Here is a 19,269-nt window from a genome sequence, read left to right as displayed (position 1 = left end):
TATAAAAAATCTTTTTATCCGTAATAGATTGTAGATTTTGTATTGAAAAATTTTTAGTATAATAAGATGATATTAAACAACTGAAAAAGAGCTTCTGAATTTTATCACCAAGCTTTTTTTCAAATAGCATCCTATTTTTTAGATATTTTTTAATTAAATAAAACTCCAAATTAATAAATAACTTATGAACATCTTTAACTATTTTAATGCTTCAGCCTTAAAGATACATTATTTTAAAATACATTTATACCTATTATTTTTAAAATAAAATCTTAGTTCAATAACTATGTTATATATCATATAAAAAATTAAAATTCTTACGATTTATAATTTTTCATCTATATAAATTTATATCCAAATTGTCTTACAGAAATAAAACACCTTTTTGAGATGTATGTGACTATCGTGCTGCTTTATTTTTTTGTTTATTTAAAATTAATAAAAGGAAATCACATGAAATTATTTAATACATATCAATACTTACCAAATTTCAAATTTAGTTCAGTATTTACTATCCCACTTCAACTAGTAGCCAATGGGTTAGTCACTGCTGCAAATACCATTAATACTATTCTTGATATTACATCTCCAATTGGTTTAGCAGGAAATAAAATTTTCGGTGCTCCATTTGAAATTGCTCATGTAGTGGGTGATAAAGTTATTGATTCAATTTCTAATGCTGTATCAAATATTGGTGTTTCTTTAGGTGCAACAGTAAAACCTACTGATACACATTTCAAAAATGAATGGATAGATAAAGAGCTTACAACTAAAGGTTTGTTAAATGTTCCTAGCGAAGTAATTGGTAATGCCTTAATTGGTGGAACTAATCTTGCGAATGATTTGTTGAATACAGTCGCTCCATTAGGTCTTGCAGGTAATAATATATTTGGTAAAGGTTTCGAAACCATACATAAGGCTGGTGATGCTTTTATTAATCAAATTTCAAATATTATTGTTAATACTGGAAAAGCTATTGGAGGAACTTTACCTGCTCAAAACAACCATTATGAAAATGAATGGGGAAATCAAAGCCAAGCTGAACATGTACTAATATACGAAAAAAATGGACAAACAAGTTATCAAGTAAGCTCCAATGTTTTAAACAAAGTGGCTGAACTCTATCAGCAATTTGAGCAAGCTCCTTCGCAATATGTTAATAATTTATGGCGCCCAATTTATTCATTAATTGCTAATGACCTAAAAGGCAAAGAAGGCATCGATCCAGGTACTCTCAATTGGTTCCATGTGGCTGAGGCTGTTGCAACAGCAGATCCGACAAATATTCTTTACCAATATGTACGATTAGGCACTGAAAAAGCTTTAGGGGATAAAGGGATTTATTTTGCGGATGGTGAATTTTATAAAGCATCGAATATTTTAGTTAAAACGCTTGCTGATAATTTACTGTATGGCGTGAATGATACAGATGGCAATCTTATAATTCCTGCTGGTTATGTTCCAAGTGCAGCAGGAACATTTGGTCTTGTACATATGGATGCAACTCAAGCACTTCAAAATCTAGGTGGCACACTTTCAGATTGGGCTGGGATTACACCTTTTGGTCTTTTAGATCACATCTTAGGTGTTGATACTTCAGAACTAAATGGTGGAGATAGTCGCCCCATATCATGGTATTTAGAATTATTAGGTGATGTGGTTAAGGAAACGCTAAAAAGTGGAGCAAGTTTAATTGATGTAATCAGTCAATTCACAAAAGAAGGTCTGAATTATATTGATTTATTAATACAAGGAGAAGTATTTCAAAACGGTTTTTCTTCTAAAGATCAATTGGTCAATACACTTACTCAAATTGCTTATGCATATGTGGGTGATTTAGCTGGACCAGTTGCTGTAGTGACTAATTTCCTTAATCCTAATACCAATGTGATTTCTACATTATCTCCTTTCGGTGCAACATTAACTGGAAAAAATGGTAATGATGTCATAAATGGTGGAATAGGCAATGATAAGTTATACGGTGGTAAAGGAGATGACTTATTATTTGGTGGTTGGGGTAATGACATTCTAGATGGGGGATCAGGAGTTAATGTTTTGGTTGGGGGTAAGGGGAATGATACCTATTATGTTCAATCAAACTCTGATTTTGTTTTAGAACATAATAATGAAGGTATTGATACTGTCATTAGTTCAGCTAAGCATTTTTTTCTAACAAAAAATGTGGAAAATCTTACATTAGCAGGCAATACAGACATTTCTGGCTCAGGTAACGAATTGAATAACATAATTAAAGGAAATACTGGAAGCAATCATCTTTATGGATTTGGAGGAGATGATACTCTAGAAGCTACTGGAGGTTTATTTAATGTTCTAAATGGTGGAACAGGCAATGATAAATTGATTGGTAGTGCAGGTAACGAAACCTACGAATTTGAAAGAGGTTTTGGTAAGGATATTATTCAGGAGACTGGAGGTAACGATACTATTAAATTCGGTAAAGATATTAATATAGATGATTTAATTGTTTCATATATTGGCTCAAATCAAGTGATTTCAGTAAAAGGATCTACAGATCAAATTACGATTAAAGATGCTGCTAAGGGTAGTCAGTATCAGGTTGAATCTATTCAATTTAGTAGTGGTGATCGTTTAGATTTACAAACTTTAGAGTATCAACAACACTATTACTTCTAATTTATCCTAAAGTAAATTTACCAACTTCTTGTTGGTTGATATTGACTCAATTTGAAAATAATTTTTCGTGTATTCAGAATCTTCAAGCAAGGTCGTAGATACTAAACTGCCCTGTAAATCTTATTATTTTGGATACACGCTTAAGTCTTGTTTCAAATAAAAAATGGAAGTTTTAAGCTTCCCACTGCTGTGATGTATGCAAAACTCTTAAAATACGAACCGTATCTTTAACGTCATACACTACAACATAGTGTGAATGAACCACTAATTCACGAGTCCCTTTGACCAGACCAGAGCGCCCCATCAAGCTGCTGTGAGAAAGTAAATCTGTTTTTTCCTCAATCAGATCGTGCAATTCAATTGCAGCAACCAAATTACGCTCAGTAATGTAATCAATAATTCTCTCTAAATCGTCTAAAGCAGTTGGTGTCCAAAACACTTTCATTATTTAGCTGCCAATTTAGCGAGTAGGCTTGCACGTTTTTCTTCAAAACGGGATTTCACTTCTTCTTGAGGAACCAATTGCCCTGCATCTGCTTCGTCTAAGCCAATTTGGACTTGTTTTTGATACCACGCATCGTAAGATGCGGCTTCTTGCTGTTGCTTCACAAAATCACGCATGAAGTCACGCAATAATTGCGCTCCGCTACGGTCTATATCTTTGGCAAAACTAGAAAATTCTTGTTTCAAAGATTCATCCACTCGGAATGTAAAAGTCGATTCTGTCATGGCTTTGACTCCAATGTGTTACATTTTAATTCTATTATAACACAACAAAAAACATGACATGTCAAAACAACAGTTAGGAATCGGCCTATCTACAGCTAGAACTCTGATCCCTCATGATTAAAATTAAAAATATGGACTGGTTTAGCCAAATATATTTTCATTATAAGAATCAGTTAGTTATTCACAAAAAATGGCTGATCCCAAAAATCTTGACCCAGCCGATAGAGCATTACATCAAAAGTGGCACAAGCAAGGAGGAGATACAGCAGTTGAATGGGAAAAATTTAAAAAAGATGAAAGACATTAAGAACTCCTATTTAACATAGTGTTCGTACATGAAGCCTATATTTTCTTTAACTTATAGGCTTTATCACATGCTTACCAACTCAAGCCCACTTTATATTATGTAACAAAACATTATAGTAACTGGTCTCTATCCCCGCCACAAATCACAACAACCTATTTTGCTGTTAAAAATCACCTGCTACACTCACAATCACAAACCTCATTAAAACAGTCTGGTCATGATCGAAATCCACTCCAAACTCCCTGCTCAAGGCGTCACCATTTTCAGTATCATGACCGCAATGGCACAACGACTCAATGCGCTAAACTTATCACAAGGCTTTCCTGACTTTGATGCACCGCCTGCATTACTACAGGCGCTGAGCCAAGCTACATTAGATGGTTTTAACCAATACGCAGCGGGTGATGGCTTACTGCAGCTTAGACAACAACTGGCGCAACTTTTTCATAAGCGAGATCAATTACAGCTCGATCCACTCACAGAAATTACCATTACACCAGGCGCAACGATTGGGATTTTCAGTGCCATACAAGCCATCATCCACCAAGACGATGAAGTGATTATTTTTGATCCAAGCTATGACAGTTATGCACCTAGCGTACAATTGGTCGGTGGCAAAGCGGTTCATATTCCGCTTCATGCACCTGATTTTTCTGTGGATTGGGATCAAGTCAAATCTGCAATCACAGATAAAACCCGAATGGTCATCGTAAATACCCCACACAATCCCACAGGGGCAATTTGGTCTAAACAAGACTGGCTGAATTTAATTGAACTGATTCAAGATAAAAATATCATCGTGCTCTCAGATGAAGTTTATGAACACCTGATTTTTGACGGCGAAAAGCATTATTCAGCGTTGTCATTTCCAGCACTTAGAGAGCGTAGTTTTGTCGTGGGTTCTTTTGGAAAAACCTTTCATGTGACAGGTTGGAAAACCGGTTATTGCATTGCCTCACCTGAGCTGATGAAGGTGTTTCGTCAAATTTATCAATTTGCCAACTTCTGTGGTGTCACACCTGTACAAATGGCACTTGCCAATTTTATGCAACAGCACCCTGAACATATCGATGGCTTAGCCAGTTTTTATCAACAAAAGCGCGATCTATTTAATTCAGGTATTCAAGATTCAAAATTTAGCTTTATTCCATCCAAAGGAACGTTTTTCCAAAATGTTGACTACAGCCAAATTCGTCCAGATTTAAATGATGTCGAGATGTGTAAATTCCTTGCAGAAGAACACAAAATCGTGGCAATTCCAGTCTCTGTTTTTTATCAGAAAGCCCCTAAAAACTTACGTTTAATTCGTTTTTGTTTTGCCAAAAAAGATCAAACTTTAGTACATGCATGTGAAATTTTAAATCGTATTTAAACCGAATAAATTCTGAATTTTCATAAAATAAAGCTTGAGTTACTCAAATACTCAGGCTTTTTACTGAGTAGTTGTATATTATCAATAAGATAAAGATACTCGAAAATAGACAGTAGAAAAAAAGATGCCAGCTCGTCCCGACATGCTCCACCAACCCAAATTCTGGAAGGTTTTTTTAATCTTCTTGGGTCCATTGATCTTAACCAATATCTTGCAAAATCTGTCAGGGACCATTAACACTATTTTTGTCGGGCAAATGCTGGGTGTTGAAGCAATTGCTGCGATTTCAGTCTTTTTTCCGATCCTATTTTTATTGCTGGCTTTTGTGATTGGTCTCTCGACAGGGGCAACTGTGTTGGTGGGACAAGCTTGGGGCGCCAAAGATATTGAAAAAGTGCGTACCATTGTTGGCGCATTGTTATTTATGACTTTGATTGGCGGAACCATTATTGCCTTTTTAGGCGTGCTTTTCGCGAAGCAAATTTTATTGCTGTTGGGAATCGACCCGAAAATCATGCATCTTGCACTGCCTTATGTGCAATGGATGTTAATGAGTAGCCCATTTTTATTTATCTATATCACCTATACCTCCATTTTGCGTGGGGTCGGTGACAGCACCACACCTCTTATGGCTTCCAGCCTCACCATTATTGTCGGTGTAATCGTCACTCCTGTATTGATTGGGGGTTATTTGGGTATGCCAAAACTAGGAATTATTGCCCCAGCGATTGCCAGTGGTTTAGGTTTTATTTCTACCCTCGCGTTTCTGATTGTCTATTTAAATAAAAAAGACCATGCTTTGAAGCCCGATGTGGCATTAATCGAACATGTGCGCTTTCACCCGCAGTTTAGCCGCAGTATTTTACGTTTAGGCATACCGACAGGTATCCAAATGGTCACCAACTCTGTTGCAGGTTTGGTGGTGATCGGACTGGTCAACCAACATGGTGCACATGCCACAGCCGCCTATGGTGCAGTCAACCAAGTGCTCAACTATATTCAATTTCCTGCCTTATCCATTGCGATTGCAGGCTCAATCTTTGCAGCACAAGCCATTGGTGCAGGCAAATCCGAATTGCTGGCAAAAGTAACCCGTACAGCGCTGGTCAGCAATATTGCGATTACAGGTTCATTGGTACTGTTGGCCTATATTTGTTCAAAATATTTGATGGCGTTGTTTATTACCGATCCATCCGTGATTGAACTGGGTCAGCAATTGTTATTTATTGTGTTGTGGTCGATTATATTTTTTGGTGCAAGTGCCATTTTTGCCTCTATCATGCGTGCCAGTGGTACGGTCACTGTGCCGATGATTTTTAACATTTTATCGATCTTGCTAATCGAAGTGCCTTGTGCTTATTTATTTAGTCAGTGGTTTGGCTTACAAGGCATCTGGTATGCACTTGCGCTAACCTTTTTCAGCCTCTGTGTAATGCAAGGTCTGTATTATCAATTCGTCTGGAAAAAGAAAACCATCGAAATTTTGATTTAAATGCATCAGCCCTGTGCTCATGCATTTAAATCAGCCATGATGATCTCACCCCAAAATGATTTTAATCTTCTTGATGAAGCTTGATCACTTTCAGTTCCGACTGTGCTAAGCGTTTGGTTTTATTGCGTGCAAAGACTTGTTGCGTTGCAGGATCATTTGGATCAAAGACTAAGGCTTGCGGTAAAATTTTCTGATCATTGAGATAGCTTTCAGCAAACAAGATTAAAATTTTGCCATTTTCCAGCAGTTCGATGTGCTGAGGTTTGCTCGGCAGTTTAAATGCTACTTTTTGGCGATTTTCTTGAGTTTGGTCAACAAGATTCAGCAGATAAATATCTAAGACGTGCTGATCTAAGGCACTATTTAATGAATTAAATCGATTAAAGTTTGCCTTCTCAGCATAATAAAAATATTGATCCGCTAAATATCCCATCATCACTGGTATGCTTCTGGTATAGACATCTCGATACGTATAGCGATTGTCTTCTTGCTCATCTTGATCTTGAGAGGGTGCATCCTGCACATTGATCACACTGACCAAATCTGCAATCCGTTGGTCATAAATTCCGATCTGATTTTCCGAGTCTTGATAAAACTCCACCACTGAACGATAGTCATCGACTGTATAGAGCACTTTTTGTGGTACATCAAAATTCAGTTCAAAAAAGCTTAAATCGGCAGTATTCATATAGATAAAAGGACGATTTGCCCAATCACCTAAAATACGAATGCTTTTTTGGTCTGGTTCAAATACCATATCGATTTCACGACAAAAGTGTTCCTGATAATTTGCTGGCAATGCGGCTGTGGTGATTTTGCCTGATTTCAACTGGATGCGTGAAATACTGTTCCCTACACCATTGTAAACATATAGATTTTCACCCTGTTGATCCAATAATAGTTTGCGTGGATAACGTTCAACTTTAAACTTTTGCAATATCTGCTTGGTCTTTAAATCAATTGCAAAAACTTGGTCATAATCTAAAGATGCTACATAGATAATTTGACCATCGTGGCTTAACACCACATCGGTTGCCCCCACACCACGGCACATATTGTGCATACAACCACTTTCATCATCAGCTAAAGCATATTGGTAAAGCAGTTCCTCTTTGAATGAAACAAGATTAAATCGATAGACTGCATTTTTCTCTGTTTCGGTATAGTAAAGATCATCCCCATATCGACGAAAATCTCCCATTGCATTCATATTGGGTAAAGTAACAGTTTGCTGTGGGACTGCTTCCAAAAAGACCTGACTTTTATAAAATTGTTGAATCTTGGTCTTTTGTTCCTGACAATCCCGAATATATTGCTGTTGGGTTTTTCCTAAGTAACCTGCAATCTCACCCCTTTCTTCACCATTCCATAAATAATCACAATATTGACTAGAATCCTGTAAAGTCCCGACCTGATCTGGCGCTTCAGATGACGCTGTATTTGGACTTTGTTCTTGAGCAATCGCCGCCATGATCGCATTTACTTTTTTTAGGTTCTGCTCAGACTGCGCAGCATGTTGGTATTTTTTAGCATAGACTGGATGCGCTTCAGCATCATAGGAATCTAATACACTATAGGTCGCCTTAAATGCATCGTAGCCTTGCAGTTGGGCAGATAAATAATGCCCAATCAATGCCACTTTTCGATTTAACACATCGATATTTTTCTGATGCTGTTTTTTTACGCGTTTTGACACAATCTTTGCAAATTCATCTACTCGATCTTGGTACTGGTCGATCATTTGGGCGAGTAAAACGAGTTGTTTTTTCTCTGCGTTCTGAACATCATTCATGTTACGTAATGCCGAACGATAGACACTGCCTTGTTCCTCGTCCAGCAATGGATAAGGCTGATCAAATTTAATCTGATCGACAATCACACGGTTAAAATCAACCACGGGTTTTAAGTGATTTTGAATCTGATTAAGCGACTGATAAATAAGGGTTAAATCTGCGTATAACATCGCATCCAGCTTAGAAAGCTCAGGATCGATTTTGCGCAATTGCTCTTGTTGAATTGAGCTTTGATATAAATCTAAATATTGTATAGAGCGATCAAAATATGCTGACCAAAATTTTCTATATTGATAATCTGCTAAGAAAGTTGAATATAACTGATCCCCTTCGTCCTCTTTGATATATTGTGGATAGAGTCGCTCCACTTCTGCTCTATAAAGCGCTCTATCGTCTGCCGGATCAGGGCTTGAATGCTCTGGTACACCTGCAACACTGTCTAAAATACTGACATTCTCTTGATCAGTAGACGCATAGACTAAATGTGATGCAAATAAAATCATACCTATACTGAGGCTTAATATGGCTTTTTTCATAAAATGCTCAATTCAAATTATCTTTATAATAAAAATAAAAAATTTAATATTTTCTGAGTCAGTCTAACAAATTATTTTATCAATCCCAATCTGTAGATGATCGGTACAGTAAAAGTATGAAGATTTTTTTATCAATCAAGGAACTTGACATGTTTCCTGAAAAAGTAAAAAGCCGCCAAATTTGGCGGCTTTTCATAGAAAGGTTTATTTTGGTTCTAATTTTTTACTAAATTTGGTCGCAAAACCTGTCAATTTTTGATAACCCGTTGGTAAGATCCGCTGAATCAAATCTAAAGTTTTTGCATCATTACCAATCAATAAACGACGTTTATCTTTGAGCACCGCATCAAGCATTTGTTGAGCAGCATCTTCTGGAGGCATACGCAATAATTTACTAAATGCTTTTGCTGACTTATCAGGATTCATGCCCAAAGAACGTAAACTGTCATTCATACGTGCATCATTGGCAATGTTGGTACGAATACCACCCGGATGTACACATAATGCAGATACACCACAGTTTTCGATATCTAATTCTTGACGTAAAGATTCAGTAAAACCACGTACCGCAAATTTTGATGCATTATAAGCAGATTGCGTCGGCTGAGCCGTTAGACCAAATAAGCTTGAAATATTGATAATATGACCATCACCTGTTTTCTTGATGTATGGTAGAAACTCTTTGGTTCCGTATACCACACCCCAGAAATTGATATTCATAATCCATTCAAGCTCTTCATAGGTCGCGCCTTCTACAGTCGAACCTAAAGCAACACCAGCATTATTGAAAATCATGTTCACAGAGCCATGATTTTGTACGGTTTCAGCAGCCCATGTACGCATTTCCTCAACATTTGCCACATTCACTTTCTTAGAAGTAACACGAACATTATAAGGCTTAACCAATTCGATCGTTTCTGCTAAACCTTTTTCATTCACATCACTAATTGATAAATGACAGCCTGCTTTTGCCAGTAAAATCGCAAGCTGTTGTCCCATACCAGAGCCAGCACCTGTAATTGCAGCGACTTTGTTTTTAAAATTTTTCATTGTCTATCCTTTATTAAAATCCGCACACAATAATACTGATAATGTGCAGCTCACCTGCTCAATATAATTTTGACAATAACTATTGTCAATATTATATTGTGAATGAGCAGTTGTTTTTTTATACAAAAAATCTTAAATAGGTTTCAATGACTTTTATTGCTAAAATAACCACTTCTTTGTGACAATCGAACATGACACGAGTAATTTTTTACAATGACTGAATCTCGCTTAACTGAAAAGAAAACCATAAATAAAACCACAAAAGAACGCCAATTCAAAGGCATGTCCTTGTCTGAAAGAAAGCTCGCCCGTCGCGAAAAATTGATTGAAGCAGGCATCGCGGCATATGGAACACATGGTTTCTTTTCCGTGACTGTTAAAGATATTTGTAATGAAGCAAAACTTACTGAACGCTACTTCTATGAGTCATTTAAAAAGAGTGAGGAACTGTTTCAAGTTATTTTTTTACAATTGATTGAACAGTTACAACAAACCGTGATGCAAGGCGTGATGCAAGGTGCGCCCGAGCCTAAAAACATGATCAAAGGCGGTTTGACAGCGATTTTTACCATGTTAAAAAATGACCCACGTGTTGCTCGTATTATTTATATCGATGCCATGCTGGTTCAAGAATTACATAATCATGCGACTATTCACGAAACTATGGGACGTTTTGATCGCTTAATTCACTCTTTTGTGACGCTGATGATGCCGCATATTGAACGAAGTGAACAGGAAATTTCGCTGGTTGCGACTGGTCTAAATGGTTATGTTACACAAATTGCTGTGCGTTGGGTGATGGGTGGTTTTAAACAGTCCTTAGACGAAATTGTTTCAGCATGTGAAGTGGTCTTTGTGTCATTGATTAATACCTTTGCTCCTCAGCCCTAGACTGATTTGAGTAGTGTGAAGTAAGTATAACAGTGTCATCAAACTGTCATATTTGCATTTTTAGTCACCAATTTGATGTTCTTTTTAAGCTGAAGCTGCAAAGATTATTTAAAAATGTCATCTAATTTTCATCACATCGCCCATTTTTTGTCACATTTTTTTGCAAAAATTCGTCTACATCTTGTTTTTGCAATGATACTGTCATAATTAATCTTTGTAATAAGCCTGTCATAAATAAAAGACGGTACACCGTTCATACATAGGATATTGCGTTGTGAAAGATGACTATATATTAATCGTCGATGACGAGCTTCCGATTCGAGAAATGATCCATACCTCACTGGATATGGCAGGTTTTCAATGCCTGCAAGCTGAAGATGCAAAACAAGCACATCAAATGATCGTAGACCAACGACCATCATTAATCTTACTCGATTGGATGATGCCCGGTGGTGTAAGTGGCGTAGATTTGTGTCGCCGCTTAAAACGAGATGAAAATCTAGCAGAAATTCCAGTGATTATGTTAACTGCACGTGGCGAAGAAGACCATAAAGTTCAAGGTCTTGATGCAGGTGCGGATGACTACATGACCAAACCATTTTCAACACGGGAATTAGTTTCTCGTATCAAAGCTGTACTTCGTCGTGCCAATGCATTGAGTGGTGAAAAAACCATTGATGCGAACGGCTTAGTGCTTGATCCTGTCAGCCAACGAGTAAGTTTTGGTGACAGTATTTTAGATATGGGACCAACTGAATACCGTTTGTTGGCTTTCTTTATGACCCATCCAGAACGTGCTTATACACGTGCCCAATTACTTGACCAAGTTTGGGGTGGAAATGTTTATATTGAAGACCGTACCATCGATGTGCATATCCGTCGCTTACGCAAAGTACTTGAACCTTATGGCGCAGATCGCTATGTCCAAACTGTTCGTGGAACAGGTTATCGCTTCTCTACACGCGCAGATGTCGCTATAGGTTAAGCACTGTTAAGGTAAATAAATTTCTATGTATGAACCCTATCCCGTCCCAGATCTTGCACGTGAACATAAAAAGTTTCGCTACAGCAGTTTATGGGAGTTTGCAAAACAAGACTTACGCCTGTTGGCTTTTTTATTGGTGATTGGCGGATTTATTGGTTTAGGGATCAGTTATTTTTGGATTTGTATTTCCATCGGTTTTGCCGTTTTTTTTATATTTCAATTGCGCTCTTTGTATTTGGTCAATGAATGGATTTCGAACCGTCCTTATGATTCTCCACCAAATCTCGAAGGTATTTGGGGAGCGCTTCTATTTAATGTCTATCGCGCACAACGCCAAGAACGCGTTGTTCAAGCTGAAATGGTTGGCTTGATTGATCGTGCACAATCCTCCTTAGTGGCTTTGGCTGAAGCTGTCGTTTTAACAGATGAACTCCATCAAATCGAATGGTGGAACCCTGCTGCGGAAAAACTTTTAGGTATTCAACCTTTAGATCGTGGTCGTAATATTTTAACCATTATCCGCCAGCCGAGTTTTATTGAATACTTTAATAATATTGACCAATCACCTGATGGTATAAAAATAAAGTCTTCGGTCTATGAAGAACATTATGTACAAATCAAACTGACTCGCTTTGGCAGTGAAAGTCGCTTGTTGGTCGCTTATGATGTAACCCGTGTGCATAATCTTGAGCAGATGCGTAAAGACTTTGTCGATAACATCTCACATGAGCTTCGTACCCCCTTGACTGTACTCAGTGGGTATATTGAAACTTTTACCGACCAAGAAGACCTAAATCCTCGTTGGAAACGCGCCTTTGAACAGATGCAGTCACAAACGCGACGTATGAATGCTTTGGTGAATGATTTATTGTTACTTTCGCGATTAGAAGGCAATAAACAGGTCGCGAAAAATCAAATTATTGATATGCCCAATTTAATGAATCAGCTTTTTGATGATGCGCAAGCCTATAACGTCGATTATGGACATACTTTAAATCTGGATATTGACAGTCATTGTGACCTGATTGGTTCAGATGCAGAACTCGCCAGTGCTTTCAGTAACTTAATCACCAATGCCATTAAATACACACCTAAAGGCGGTACTGTGACGATTGGTTGGCATGATGACACTGAACATGGTTATTTTACAGTTGAAGACACAGGCATTGGGATTGATCCCAAACATATTCCACGTCTAACTGAACGTTTTTATCGTGTAGACAGTGCGAGAAGCCGACAAACAGGTGGAACAGGTCTAGGTTTAGCGATCGTGAAGCATGTTTTAATGCAACATAATGCTTATCTTGAAATTGATTCTAAAGAAAATCAAGGTTCAGTTTTTAGAGTGGTGTTCCCGAAAGAGCGCCTTGATTTTGCAGGCTGATTTTTGATTAATCCAAATGAAATTATTTTTAGATTGTGAATTTAATGGTTTTGGTGGTGAACTGATTTCGTTGGCATTGGTCGATGAACAGCATCAATCTTTTTATGAAGTTTTAGAATGCCCAAACCCTGTACCTTGGGTAAAAGATCATGTGATACCACGTTTAAACCAACCGCCCATTCAATTCAAAAAATTTCAAAGTCATTTGCAGATTTTTCTATTTCAATATGATCAGATTGAAATCATTGCAGATTGGCCTGAAGATTTCGCTTTATTTATGCGGAGTTTAGTGCTTTCAGCAGGAAAATGTATACGAACACCTCCACTTTCCATGCAACTTTGGATGCAATATCCTGTCGAAACTCATGTACCTTCTCAAAACCCGCACAACGCTTTAGCAGATGCACAGGCTTTAAAACTGTCTTATTTAAAAGCACATGGGTTCTGATTTATTCTAGAAACTAAAACAAGTTTTATATGAAACCGATCAATATTATTCACTTAACGTGAGTTCGACATAATTTAAATAATGTGAGTTCGGTGCAATCACACATCAACACATTGAAAAATAATAATTATTCACAGATTCTTGCTGAATTTCTATCTATTTTTTGGATCAGCCTGCGGCTCGCCATGTTTAGCAGGGGGATATGAACAAGAATGTGCTTAAACAAAAAACGGTGAGAAAAGTGACAAAAATCTTTCGTTGAGCGAGGGGTACATCCTCATACCCCCACTCTACATGGCGACATCCATGTCGCCTCACGATAGCAAGACCATCTATGATTCAAAAGTATAAAATAAATGAATCATCCAAATCACTTGCATGAATAATCAGGCGGTTTGGCTGTATCATCTTTCATCAAGGATTTTTATCGAACTCAGGTTAACTTATTTTGACGTTTAGTTTTATATAGGCAACTGTAACATTTAAGAAGAGTTGTATTTCCTACATGAAAAAACACAACCCCTTATAAATAAAGCAAATTAAAGTGTATGCCCTAAAGCTTCACCCATCACAACAACGGAGTTGGCTTTAAATTGTGCATCCCAATTCATTTTATCTTGCTCAAACAATACAATTGCAGTTGAGCCTAAGTAGAAACGTCCAAGCTCAGCACCTTTTTCTAGTGCTAATTCGTGATGATTTAATTCTAAGCGCCCAGTTGGCTTCACTTTACCCGTTGCCACAGTTTCAATACCTGCCACAATCATCGCACCCACTAAAACAACAGCCATACGACCGAGTTCAGTATCAAACAAACACACCATACGTTCGTTACGTGCAAACAAGCCCGGAATATTTTCAGCCGTGGTTTGATTGACTGAAAATAATTCACCTGGAATATATAAAGTTTCTGTCAGTGTTCCTGCGAATGGCATATGCACACGGTGATAATCGCGTGGTGATAGATACACTGTGGCAAACTCACCTTGCACAAAAGGTGCAGCCAACTTTGGGTCACCAATCAATTGGTCTACAGTAAAACTCTGACCTTTGGCTTGAAAAATATCTCCATCTTTAATTTTACCCAACTGTGAAATTGCACCATCAGCAGGAGAAACAATACTACTCGGGTCTGTATCAATTTCACGCACACCCTGTTTTAAGGCACGCGTAAAAAATTCATTAAACGACTTATATTTCAATGCATCCGTTTGTTCAGCGATCGACAGGTCAATCCCGTACTGAGCTTTAAACGCTTGAATCGCTATATTTTTAATAATCGGATTTTCACTGGCTGCAACTTTACCTACGACACGGCTGAGTTGTTGCTGTGGAACAACTTTTTGAGCTTGGATAAAAATTTGTTTTTTTAAGTTTGATGTAAGACTCACGCAGGTGATTCTCCAGTAATAATTGGACTATCGAGGCGATTGCCCCACTCACTCCACGCACCATCATAGGCTTGAATATTCCAATCCAGTAACCGACCTAAAATATAAGCCAAGCCTGAACGATGATGCGACTGACAGTACACCACCACAGGTTGATCAAATTGAAAGCCTAATTGTTCTAAACGTTGTTGCGTGCGCTCTAGAGGATGCAATTTTAAATGATTTTGACGATTAATTGCAGTACTCCACTCAAAATGTTGTGCATTTGGAATGTGACCGCCGCGTCTAGCTGCCAAACGTTGTCCTGTATATTCTTCGGATGTCCGACAGTCCCAGACTTGAATACTTTGTTGCTGAACCTTTTCCAACAATTTTGCATATTCAATACGATGTTGCTCAAGGTGATTTAAATTGACTGGAACCAATGTTTCTACTGGTTCAAACACTTCAACGTCAGATGAGGTTGGAAAACCTTCTGCCAACCATGCATGAATACCGCCATTTAATAAACTGGTATTGTAAAAGCCAAGACAATGCAAATTCCAAATCAAACGTCCAGCCCAAGCGCCTCCTTCATCGTCATAAACCACAACATGATGCTCAGGCGAAATATTTAAATATTCAATCAACGCATTTAAACCGTCTTCATCAGGTAAAAGCCCTGAAGCTTGTTCTTCCTGTCTTACCAACAATTGTGGTTTAACATGTAAAGCATGAGGAATATGTAATTGTTCGTAGACAGAACTACGACTCAAATCGACGATACGAATCTTATCGTGCCCTAAAAAAGGCACGAGTTGTTCTGCTTCGATGAGTAATTCAAAATTAAAGGCAGGTGTAGTCATAAGTTTTTCTATTTTAAGACCCTGAATATGCATGATCTTAGCACAGTGTTTTTTCCCAATAAGCTGATTTTTCACATTCTTTTAGCAAAAAATCAGATAAGAATTTTCTATGCTTCGACAACTTCTGATATTTCAAAGACCTGTCGCAGATAAGCCAAAAATGTATCATTATCTGTCATGGTTTTTCCTGGACTATCAGAAATTTTCGCGACAGACTGACCATTGCACTCCACCAATTTTAAAACAATGTTCAATGGAGTTTGTCCCATATCATTGGTCAAATTGGTACCGATACCAAAACTGACTTGGAAACGGTCTTTGAAGTATTGGTACAATGCCCAAGCTCTTTCGATATCTAAACCATCACTAAAGGTTAACATCTTCGCTTTGGTATCAATTTTTAATTTACGATAATGATGATACGCCTTATCACCCCACTCAAAAGGGTCTCCACTGTCATGGCGCAAACCATCAAAAAGTTTGGCAAAATACAGATCGAAATCTCGTAGGAATGCGTCCATACCAACAACATCGGTCAAGGCGATACCTAAATCTCCACGATACTCTTGTACCCAAGTTTCCAAAGCAGCTTTTTGAAAATCTCTTAGACGCACATCCAAAGCTTGGAAAGCTTGCAAAAACTCATGTGCCATTGTTCCAATTGGATAAATATTTAATTCTTTTGCCAAGAGAACATTACTGGTTCCTCTGAAAACATTGGGTACCGCTGCATGGAACGTTTGAATGACATGTCGCTGCCAGTCCAAGCTATAACGACGACGCGTACCAAAGTCAGATACCAAGAATGGGGGCTTATCCGTCTGTTGCTGCTGTTCAAGTTTCTTTAATAACTCAACTTTGGCTTGTAAACGTCGTTCGCCTTCAGCATACACCTCATCATTGCGAATACGGCTAAAATAAAGCTCATTAACGATCGCAAGAACAAAAATTTCAAACATCATCGCTTGAACCATCGGACCTTCTACCCAAATATCCAAACGACCTTCTTCATCTATACCCGCTTTAATAAAACGGCGTTTCAGTTGGAATAATTCTAAATAATCAACAAAATCACTTTTGATAAAACGCATGCTGCGTAAATATTGTAATTCGTCTTCTTTAAATTTTAGTAAGCAAAGATGATCCAATTGTTCATTCAAATCCTCCAAAATATCCGTTAATGGATAAACGGTATCATCCAGATTACGGCAGCGGAAATGGTAGACACTGTGAGTTTGGGGAAATTTATGCAGTACCACTTGCAACATGGTAAATTTATATAAATCGGTATCCAGCAAAGATTGAATGATTGGCGCCATATCTGTTTGTAATTTCGCTATGCTTTTTTTATTAAAGCATATTTTTGAAGTGCATAACGTAATCATTTCGCTGTGAATGGCTATATTTGCAATTTAACAGTGTTTAAAAATCGAACACCTAGGTCTGTTTCATATCGAAAAATGCTGAATAATCAAACAAAAGCCATGCTTATTCAAATATTTATAATGTTTTAAAGATGAGCTTTTTTAGACAATCTTGCTGTTCTATAACTGTTAGAATGGTCTTATCATATTTTAGTCTTATTGTTCTTATGCGTGCATTATTACAACGAGTGTTAGAAGCCAAAGTCGTGGTTGATGGTCAAGTCACAGGAGAGATCCAAACAGGAATTTTGGTTTTTTTAGGTTTAGGTAAAGAGGATAACTTTGAAAAGGGTCAAAAACTGATTGATAAGATTTTAAAATATCGATTTTTTGATGATGAACAAGGAAAAATGGGTTGGAACGTCAGCCAAGCCAATGGTGGACTTTTGCTGGTTTCGCAATTTACCTTGATGGCGCAAACGCAAAAAGGCTTGCGTCCCGACTTTGGACCAGCAATGCCACCCACTGAAGCCAAAGCACTGTATGAACAATTGGTTACATATGCGCAATCACAATTTGAAAATGTACAAACAGGAATCTTTGCCGCAAATATGAAAGTGCATTTGGTCAATGACGGACCTGTGACCTTCAACCTAGAGGTCGAATAAGCTCGCATACACAACACAAAATCGCTGTTTAAAATATAAAAAAGCCCGAATGGGCTTTTTTAATGTTTGAAAAACAATTATCGACCTGTCTTTTCCTTTAAGAACTGACGCGCCAATTTGATTTTTTCTTTGACAGGTTTTGGTACTTTCGGTGGGATTAACTTAGCAACTTGGTTAAACCACACCAGTAAACTAAAATCACCTTCCATTTTAATCGTGCCGTTTTGCATACCCGTCATAAATGCAGTTGGATCACCTTTGACCAAAGTTTTCACACCTTGATCACTGTCAGCAAACTGTAAAACGAAATCCGCTTTTTGTTCAGCACCTGAAACTGTATCAATTTGACCGTTATTGACAATAATTTGGCGAGCCACGCCTAAGTCTGTACCAATCTGGATACGGAACTGACGATCATGGGTCAATTCAATAAATTTTGGGCTGGTACGCGCCAATTGTTTCATACGAAGCGCTAAACCCAATACAAGTAAATCCAATGGATCTGTACTTGCATCAACGATTGGTAACTTCACAACTGGAATTGCAGAAAGTTTCATGACATTTAAGCCTGTTGTTTTTTAAATTAGATCCGAATTTGCTCATCCTAGCATAACTTGTCATTTCTTAGACATGGCTTTGAGAACAAAGTATAAACTGAAAAAAGGTATACCATTTTGATATACCTTAAAATGTCTAAATTGATTTTTTTCGTGTAATTAAAGTCACTATTGTTATCTTGGTTTGCATGTTGTCATTCTGTTCACTCAATACTTATTCATCTTCATAGACTGGGGTATGTTCAATATATTGACGATTTGCCAGTGCTTTTTGGGCACGGCTGTCTTCACGTAATAACAACGCAATCAATGCAGACATTGCAAGCATGATTGCCGTTAAATAACTATATGCTACCGAAAGATCGAAAATATTCTGTACGCTGTAACGCATTGCTTCTAGAGTGCCCCAGAAGATCATACCCGCAAACATAAACCCTAACCAATGACGATAAGGGGAAAAGAAAACAGTAGCCAACGCTGCAGCAATTAGAGCGAATCCAATCAATGTTGCAAATGTCGCTGATACCATAACAACCTCCGTCAAAATGATGTCTCTCATAAACCGTCTAAGTGGTGTTTCACAACAAGTTCAAGCTTTATAATTTTTCTTTAACCATCTTATAGAAGCTTATGCATTGCATTATGTATGGTTTTTATGAGAAGGAAAGTGCTGTTTTTCGGGTAAACGACACACTTTGTCGCAACATGCATTTGTCATTACATTTTTTAAGAATCCTGTTTTTCTCAAAATCTAATTGCCATCAATCATGCAGTGTCATTACAAAAAAATACATGTTGTTTT

General features: G+C 37.6%; 17 protein-coding genes. 8 read left to right on the top strand and 9 right to left on the bottom strand.

Features of this window, described 5'->3' with window-relative positions:
* Positions 1 to 453 precede the first annotated feature (453 nt).
* Positions 454 to 2,655, top strand: a complete 2,202-nt coding sequence (locus ACINWC743_RS10555; protein WP_009585426.1) for a calcium-binding protein — start codon at positions 454 to 456, stop codon at positions 2,653 to 2,655.
* 172 nt (positions 2,656 to 2,827) lie between these two features.
* Here ACINWC743_RS10555 and ACINWC743_RS10550 read toward each other — a convergent pair whose 3' ends face one another.
* Both ACINWC743_RS10550 and ACINWC743_RS10545 read right to left on the bottom strand, forming a co-directional pair.
* The gene (locus ACINWC743_RS10550) at positions 2,828 to 3,100 is read right to left on the bottom strand and encodes a type II toxin-antitoxin system mRNA interferase toxin, RelE/StbE family (RefSeq protein ID WP_005035081.1); all 273 of its coding nucleotides are present in this window, start codon (positions 3,098 to 3,100) and stop codon (positions 2,828 to 2,830) included.
* The gene (locus ACINWC743_RS10545) at positions 3,100 to 3,384 is read right to left on the bottom strand and encodes a CopG family ribbon-helix-helix protein (RefSeq protein ID WP_004825980.1); all 285 of its coding nucleotides are present in this window, start codon (positions 3,382 to 3,384) and stop codon (positions 3,100 to 3,102) included. The genes ACINWC743_RS10550 and ACINWC743_RS10545 overlap by 1 nt, the downstream gene beginning before the upstream one ends.
* Positions 3,385 to 3,908: 524 nt before the next feature.
* Here ACINWC743_RS10545 and ACINWC743_RS10535 point away from each other — a divergent pair.
* Together ACINWC743_RS10535 and ACINWC743_RS10530 are read left to right on the top strand one after the other, a co-directional pair.
* Entirely contained in the window at positions 3,909 to 5,063 is a 1,155-nt protein-coding gene (locus ACINWC743_RS10535) for a methionine aminotransferase (RefSeq protein WP_009585415.1), read from the top strand.
* 124 nt (positions 5,064 to 5,187) lie between these two features.
* A complete protein-coding gene (locus ACINWC743_RS10530; RefSeq protein WP_005035066.1) occupies positions 5,188 to 6,555 on the top strand; it encodes an MATE family efflux transporter in 1,368 nt (455 codons plus the stop codon).
* 61 nt (positions 6,556 to 6,616) lie between these two features.
* Here ACINWC743_RS10530 and ACINWC743_RS10525 read toward each other — a convergent pair whose 3' ends face one another.
* Both ACINWC743_RS10525 and ACINWC743_RS10520 read right to left on the bottom strand, forming a co-directional pair.
* Complete coding sequence (locus tag ACINWC743_RS10525; RefSeq protein ID WP_009585365.1) at positions 6,617 to 8,884, bottom strand: YncE family protein; 2,268 nt, start codon at positions 8,882 to 8,884, stop codon at positions 6,617 to 6,619.
* Positions 8,885 to 9,088: 204 nt separating this feature from the next.
* On the bottom strand, positions 9,089 to 9,934 hold the full coding sequence (locus ACINWC743_RS10520) for an SDR family NAD(P)-dependent oxidoreductase (RefSeq protein WP_009585440.1): 846 nt from the start codon (positions 9,932 to 9,934) through the stop codon (positions 9,089 to 9,091).
* Between the two features lie 213 nt (positions 9,935 to 10,147).
* Between ACINWC743_RS10520 and ACINWC743_RS10515 the strand changes: the two genes are divergently transcribed.
* The 4 genes from ACINWC743_RS10515 to ACINWC743_RS10500 all read left to right on the top strand — a co-directional run bounded on the left by ACINWC743_RS10515 (position 10,148) and on the right by ACINWC743_RS10500 (position 13,642).
* On the top strand, positions 10,148 to 10,825 hold the full coding sequence (locus ACINWC743_RS10515) for a TetR/AcrR family transcriptional regulator (RefSeq protein ID WP_005035061.1): 678 nt from the start codon (positions 10,148 to 10,150) through the stop codon (positions 10,823 to 10,825).
* A gap of 274 nt (positions 10,826 to 11,099) precedes the next feature.
* On the top strand, positions 11,100 to 11,810 hold the full coding sequence (phoB, locus tag ACINWC743_RS10510; RefSeq protein ID WP_004825961.1) for a phosphate regulon transcriptional regulator PhoB: 711 nt from the start codon (positions 11,100 to 11,102) through the stop codon (positions 11,808 to 11,810).
* A gap of 25 nt (positions 11,811 to 11,835) precedes the next feature.
* Entirely contained in the window at positions 11,836 to 13,194 is a 1,359-nt protein-coding gene (gene phoR, locus ACINWC743_RS10505) for a phosphate regulon sensor histidine kinase PhoR (RefSeq protein WP_009585379.1), read from the top strand.
* 16 nt (positions 13,195 to 13,210) lie between these two features.
* Positions 13,211 to 13,642 carry a hypothetical protein gene (locus ACINWC743_RS10500; protein ID WP_009585368.1) on the top strand — a complete coding sequence of 144 codons (432 nt, stop codon included), beginning with the start codon at positions 13,211 to 13,213 and terminating at the stop codon, positions 13,640 to 13,642.
* Between the two features lie 539 nt (positions 13,643 to 14,181).
* Here the strand turns inward: ACINWC743_RS10500 and asd are convergent.
* The 3 genes from asd to pncB all read right to left on the bottom strand — a co-directional run bounded on the left by asd (position 14,182) and on the right by pncB (position 17,197).
* Positions 14,182 to 15,033 carry an archaetidylserine decarboxylase gene (gene asd, locus ACINWC743_RS10495; RefSeq protein ID WP_005035058.1) on the bottom strand — a complete coding sequence of 284 codons (852 nt, stop codon included), beginning with the start codon at positions 15,031 to 15,033 and terminating at the stop codon, positions 14,182 to 14,184.
* Positions 15,030 to 15,878 carry a sulfurtransferase gene (locus ACINWC743_RS10490; protein WP_010590830.1) on the bottom strand — a complete coding sequence of 283 codons (849 nt, stop codon included), beginning with the start codon at positions 15,876 to 15,878 and terminating at the stop codon, positions 15,030 to 15,032. The genes asd and ACINWC743_RS10490 overlap by 4 nt, the downstream gene beginning before the upstream one ends.
* 107 nt (positions 15,879 to 15,985) lie before the next feature.
* A complete protein-coding gene (pncB, locus tag ACINWC743_RS10485; RefSeq protein WP_009585424.1) occupies positions 15,986 to 17,197 on the bottom strand; it encodes a nicotinate phosphoribosyltransferase in 1,212 nt (403 codons plus the stop codon).
* 272 nt (positions 17,198 to 17,469) lie between these two features.
* Here pncB and dtd point away from each other — a divergent pair, with 272 nt between their 5' ends.
* Positions 17,470 to 17,910: a D-aminoacyl-tRNA deacylase gene (gene dtd, locus ACINWC743_RS10480; RefSeq protein WP_009585425.1), complete on the top strand. Its 441-nt coding sequence runs from the start codon at positions 17,470 to 17,472 to the stop codon at positions 17,908 to 17,910.
* 77 nt (positions 17,911 to 17,987) lie between these two features.
* On the opposite strand, the gene ACINWC743_RS10475 is transcribed toward dtd, so the two are convergent.
* Positions 17,988 to 18,467 (bottom strand): SCP2 sterol-binding domain-containing protein, encoded by a 480-nt coding sequence (locus ACINWC743_RS10475; protein WP_004825947.1) that lies wholly within the window; start codon positions 18,465 to 18,467, stop codon positions 17,988 to 17,990.
* Between the two features lie 214 nt (positions 18,468 to 18,681).
* Positions 18,682 to 18,996, bottom strand: a complete 315-nt coding sequence (gene aciT / locus ACINWC743_RS10470; protein ID WP_004825944.1) for a ciprofloxacin tolerance protein AciT — start codon at positions 18,994 to 18,996, stop codon at positions 18,682 to 18,684.
* Positions 18,997 to 19,269: the final 273 nt, after the last annotated feature.

It is taken from the genome of Acinetobacter sp. WC-743, from assembly GCF_000335555.1.
Classification (GTDB): Bacteria; Pseudomonadota; Gammaproteobacteria; order Pseudomonadales; family Moraxellaceae; genus Acinetobacter; species Acinetobacter bereziniae.
This window is presented reverse-complemented; position numbering and strand designations above follow the sequence as displayed.

What these genes read in the sequence shown, in the direction of transcription:
- ACINWC743_RS10555 (WP_009585426.1), top strand. Translation starts at nt 454, where the DNA reads ATGAAATTATTTAATACATATCAATACTTACCAAATTTCAAATTTAGT.
- ACINWC743_RS10550 (WP_005035081.1), bottom strand. Translation starts at nt 3,100, where the DNA reads ATGAAAGTGTTTTGGACACCAACTGCTTTAGACGATTTAGAGAGAATT.
- ACINWC743_RS10545 (WP_004825980.1), bottom strand. Translation starts at nt 3,384, where the DNA reads ATGACAGAATCGACTTTTACATTCCGAGTGGATGAATCTTTGAAACAA.
- ACINWC743_RS10535 (WP_009585415.1), top strand. Translation starts at nt 3,909, where the DNA reads ATGATCGAAATCCACTCCAAACTCCCTGCTCAAGGCGTCACCATTTTC.
- ACINWC743_RS10530 (WP_005035066.1), top strand. Translation starts at nt 5,188, where the DNA reads ATGCCAGCTCGTCCCGACATGCTCCACCAACCCAAATTCTGGAAGGTT.
- ACINWC743_RS10525 (WP_009585365.1), bottom strand. Translation starts at nt 8,884, where the DNA reads ATGAAAAAAGCCATATTAAGCCTCAGTATAGGTATGATTTTATTTGCA.
- ACINWC743_RS10520 (WP_009585440.1), bottom strand. Translation starts at nt 9,934, where the DNA reads ATGAAAAATTTTAAAAACAAAGTCGCTGCAATTACAGGTGCTGGCTCT.
- ACINWC743_RS10515 (WP_005035061.1), top strand. Translation starts at nt 10,148, where the DNA reads ATGACTGAATCTCGCTTAACTGAAAAGAAAACCATAAATAAAACCACA.
- phoR (WP_009585379.1), top strand. Translation starts at nt 11,836, where the DNA reads ATGTATGAACCCTATCCCGTCCCAGATCTTGCACGTGAACATAAAAAG.
- ACINWC743_RS10500 (WP_009585368.1), top strand. Translation starts at nt 13,211, where the DNA reads ATGAAATTATTTTTAGATTGTGAATTTAATGGTTTTGGTGGTGAACTG.
- ACINWC743_RS10490 (WP_010590830.1), bottom strand. Translation starts at nt 15,878, where the DNA reads ATGACTACACCTGCCTTTAATTTTGAATTACTCATCGAAGCAGAACAA.
- pncB (WP_009585424.1), bottom strand. Translation starts at nt 17,197, where the DNA reads ATGGCGCCAATCATTCAATCTTTGCTGGATACCGATTTATATAAATTT.
- dtd (WP_009585425.1), top strand. Translation starts at nt 17,470, where the DNA reads ATGCGTGCATTATTACAACGAGTGTTAGAAGCCAAAGTCGTGGTTGAT.
- ACINWC743_RS10475 (WP_004825947.1), bottom strand. Translation starts at nt 18,467, where the DNA reads ATGAAACTTTCTGCAATTCCAGTTGTGAAGTTACCAATCGTTGATGCA.
- aciT (WP_004825944.1), bottom strand. Translation starts at nt 18,996, where the DNA reads ATGGTATCAGCGACATTTGCAACATTGATTGGATTCGCTCTAATTGCT.